Source organism: Nitrosomonas communis (assembly GCF_900114745.1).
Classification (GTDB): domain Bacteria; phylum Pseudomonadota; class Gammaproteobacteria; order Burkholderiales; family Nitrosomonadaceae; genus Nitrosomonas; species Nitrosomonas communis_A.
The window spans coordinates 1-3,803 of the sequence record NZ_FOUB01000138.1 but is presented as its reverse complement, the minus strand read 5'-3'; the positions used below and the strand labels follow the sequence as shown (position 1 = coordinate 3,803).

Here is a 3,803-nt window from a genome sequence, read left to right as displayed (position 1 = left end):
TGATCGGAAAGACGCTCCTGACCATAAGCCTGTTCATAGCCAATATCACCGCCGACATTTTCTATGCATGGGTGACGCAGGACCTTTTACCTAAACTTCTACCCGCTTGCGTGATTGTCATGGACAACGCAACTTTCCATAAACGGCTGGATATCCAAACCACTATTGCCAATGCCGGGCATACGCTTGAATATCTGCCGCCTTATTCCCCAGACTTAAATGATATTGAACCAAAATGGGCCCAGGCCAAAGCTATCAGAAAAAGGGAAGGTTGTTCCATCGAGCAGCTCTTTGCCGCTTATGAAATTTAAATCATTTTATATAGGATCGGCTATACTTACGAATTGGTTGCTGCTGCACGGGTTGTTTGCCGTCATTGGTCTGCTCGTGTATGTGGTTGCCACGCATGTACTGCAGCAACGCCGGCATCCTTCCGCTGCGGTTGGCTGGGTATTGTTCATGATGCTGTTGCCTTACGCTGCGTTGCCGCTGTACCTGCTGTTCGGCACCCGCAAACTCACTCGTAGCGGTCGCTTACGCGCGAGCGCCCATGCAATTCCACTCAACGCTGATCGTGGTGTTTGGCCCGCTGAAATGGCTGCTGCACTCGGGCAACCGCGTCCGGCTAACTATCGGGCTTTATGTATCCATGTCGATGGCACGGAGTCGCTGCAAGCGCTGCTACAGCTGATCGATGGTGCGTGCAATACTCTTGATGTATGCAGCTTCATACTCGGGCGAGATACCGTAGGCGCGACAATACTCTCGCATCTCACAGCCAAGGCGCGCTCCGGCGTGGAGGTACGATTGTTGCTTGATGGTGTGGGCTACATGATGGGCGGGCGACCCGATCTATTGTCATTCGTTCAGGCAGGAGGCCGTGTCGGGCTGTTTGCGCCTTTGCTGCGTTTCAATCTTCGGAGCCGAACGAATCTACGCAATCATCGCAAGCTCGTGATTGCCGACGCTGGCTGCGTGCAAGAGCGGTTGTGGTGCGGCGGACGTAATCTAGCCGCGCATTATTTCGATGCACAGCCCAGCAGCTCGTCGTGGCATGATTTAAGCTTCGATCTGCAAGGCCCGCTCGCGCGTCAGGCAGCCGATCTGTTTGAGCGTGATTGGGCCTTCGCCGTGAGAAGCGAAGCGCCCACGGCCAATGCTAAGCCCATCCCTCTCGCTGTAGCAGCAGAGGCTTCAGGGCAGATTATCGCATCGGGCCCGGATCAGGCTGACGATACCATTCACGCACTGCTCGTCAGCGCGGGCTACCGCGCAAGCAGACGTATTGCCCTCGTTTCGCCATATGTCCTTCTCGATGACGCACTGCTGATGGCGCTATGCCTAGCGGTAAGGCGGGGTGTGGAAGTGGATTTACTGTTGCCTGCAAGATCCAATTATTTCCTAGCCGACATTGCGCGGCATCGTTCATTGCGCGCGCTTGCCACTGCGAGAGTGCGCGTTTGGCTCGCGCCGCAGATGCTGCACGCTAAGGCCGCGTTCGTCGACGATGTGCTCGCGCTAGCGGGTTCAGCCAACCTGGATAGTCGGAGCCTGTTCCTCAATTACGAACTCATGGTTGCTCTGCACGACGCCAGTGATATTGCCCGCCTTTGCGCATGGTTCGAGCGTGAACGCCACGCAGCCGATCCTTATCTCGTGCAGCCACCCGGCTTGTGGCGTGACTTCATCGAAGGGTTAGTGCTGTGGATCGGTTTTCAGCTCTGACCGGTGATCAAGCGATGCGCCGATATGGGGGCGACCAGCTGGCAAAGTGCGTCAGCGCATGAATTTAAGCTTGATCTGTGCTTAAGCTGATCCTGCTGCTGTCGATGAAGCCATTCAGATAGAGACCATACAGTTTCAGCAGTTACTTACGCATACCCTGTTCTACGAAAGGGTCGAGCGAGTTAATAATGAATTCCGCCATTGACAATAAGCACTTTATGATTAGCAATATACTGCAGTGGGTCGCATATTTCCATACCAGTAATTATGGCAGGATTTCAGAATCAATATTTCTACTATCAACGATTTCCGAAGGGCTTCGCGCAAGGGTGAAATTAACCCAGCAATGCTCCTATCCAGGTTGGGATCAGATTGCTTGCTATGATTATCGCAGAAGCAATCAACAAATGTTTGACAATTTCTAGCATGGGCTTCACTTTACGTTCGTGCGCCACTAGATAAGTTAATGTGGCAAGGAGCAACATCCCCCATGCAATAGTCACTTTGGCGACATGCTCAAGCGGGGACAATCCAACCAGGAATACGAAACTAATGGTTAACAATAGCCTCGTGATAAAATTCGTTATAGTTCCGATGAAGGCGTATTTCTGATTAAGCTGTTCAGATTCCTGAAAAGTGTGAATGCTCAAGGCGTCGGTAAGGTTATCGGCGAGAGCTGCAATGAGAAGGGCGCTTACAATAATTGATTTTGTCGCGTCTGCAGCACTGAGACCGCTAATCAAGGCCATGCTGGTAACGACTGCCGCTGTTCCTCCGAAACTGATTCTGCTCGTCCTAAACAATTGAATCCACACGGCTGAAAGAAATCTTTTCAAGTGCGTATCATGCCGGGCATCAAAAGAAATATCAACCAAGATATCTTGTTGGCATGTTTGAGACGCAGGTGAGTTGTTAAATCGACCAAAATCAGCCTGTCGATTTCACCAAATGCTGTGATTGGAGGTGCGTCATCAATGGCATTCTCACTCGTTGGATCATCGAGCAGTTTCCATTACCTACCAATGCTGTAAATCAACCACTTGATTAGTCCGCGCGTAATCTATTGATTTATATTACCTAAACAAAAACAAAACGAGGTTGTGGACTTCGTTCTCAAATGACGGGTAGGAGTGAACAGCACAGGAATATCGAGCTCCCGCTCGATTTTTTCAATCAGCGTTTCGGCCGGGATCATGCCCAAATCAAGCTCGGCTACCAAACTTTCGGCGCGCTCCTGGGCATCTTCGAATGATGACTGTGCCGACAGACGTAGCGCACGCTTGAGCACGCTTGCCCGGCCTTCTCGCTGTTCGCGTAACCAACGCAGCAGGCCGATCCATTGACCGGCCTTCAACTCGAACTCGTCAAGACGATCTTCGGAAACTTCAGGGGCCACACGCCATGAGAACTGTGCCTCGCCAGCTACGGCAAAAGGATCGATAAAAAATTCAATTTCCCGCTCCAGCAGTTCGGAGAGCAGCAGTAATTCCTCTGGTTTGAGCGCACGCTTACCGTTCTCGATATCAGAGACGGATTGGCGGTCCTTGAGTCCCAGTCCTCGAGCGAGCAGATCCTGCGTCCACTGTTTTGCCTCGCGTGCAGCCTTGACGCGATAGCCGATCAACTTCTGTGAGATCTTTTGGCTAGTGCCTAAACTGATATTTTTGGGCATGATGAATAACCTCCTAAACCGGCATTCTATAATTGCAAAAACTAAAAAGCAAAAATATCTTGCGAAACAAATAACGCAATCGAGTTGTTGCTCTCTTTTGCCATCCTATTGGGAAGAAGCCATGCACTATGTGTAGCCATTACCATTCCCTGGAGCCATCATGAAGCACCTCGAACTGCCTCACCCATCTGAGATGTCGGCCAGCCACCGAGCCGGCGAAATCACCCTGATCCTTGCGGCTGCCATTGTGCGCACGCAACTGGCAGGGGCCAACGAACAGAGAGAAGTTGAGCTTGCTATTACTCCCTACCAGAGCAATGGAATGGACTCCTCCACCCTGCTAGGGGTACGGTAGCAATTTCAACTTAAACAGGAGACCAACATGAAACAAATCGCTGTTGTCGGC

At 51.4% G+C, this 3,803-nt stretch carries 5 protein-coding genes; 3 read left to right on the top strand and 2 right to left on the bottom strand.

Annotation, left to right across the window (positions count from 1 at the left end; genetic code table 11):
• Both BM122_RS20650 and BM122_RS20645 read left to right on the top strand, forming a co-directional pair.
• Window positions 1-311: transposase (locus BM122_RS20650; RefSeq protein WP_177198244.1), on the top strand; the 311-nt coding region annotated here is incomplete at its 5' end.
• Window positions 301-1,725, top strand: coding sequence for a phospholipase D-like domain-containing protein (locus tag BM122_RS20645; protein ID WP_074907484.1), 1,425 nt, complete (start codon window positions 301-303; stop codon window positions 1,723-1,725). The genes BM122_RS20650 and BM122_RS20645, both read left to right, overlap by 11 nt.
• A gap of 335 nt (window positions 1,726-2,060) precedes the next feature.
• Here the strand turns inward: BM122_RS20645 and BM122_RS20640 are convergent, their stop codons facing one another.
• Window positions 2,061-2,561 carry a hypothetical protein gene (locus BM122_RS20640; protein WP_177198243.1) on the bottom strand — a complete coding sequence of 167 codons (501 nt, stop codon included), beginning with the start codon at window positions 2,559-2,561 and terminating at the stop codon, window positions 2,061-2,063.
• A 224-nt stretch (window positions 2,562-2,785) separates the two neighbouring features.
• Window positions 2,786-3,397, bottom strand: coding sequence for a helix-turn-helix transcriptional regulator (locus BM122_RS20635; RefSeq protein WP_218152203.1), 612 nt, complete (start codon window positions 3,395-3,397; stop codon window positions 2,786-2,788).
• Window positions 3,398-3,557: 160 nt separating this feature from the next.
• Between BM122_RS20635 and BM122_RS20630 the strand changes: the two genes are divergently transcribed.
• Window positions 3,558-3,752: a hypothetical protein gene (locus BM122_RS20630; protein ID WP_074907479.1), complete on the top strand. Its 195-nt coding sequence runs from the start codon at window positions 3,558-3,560 to the stop codon at window positions 3,750-3,752.
• Window positions 3,753-3,803: the final 51 nt, after the last annotated feature.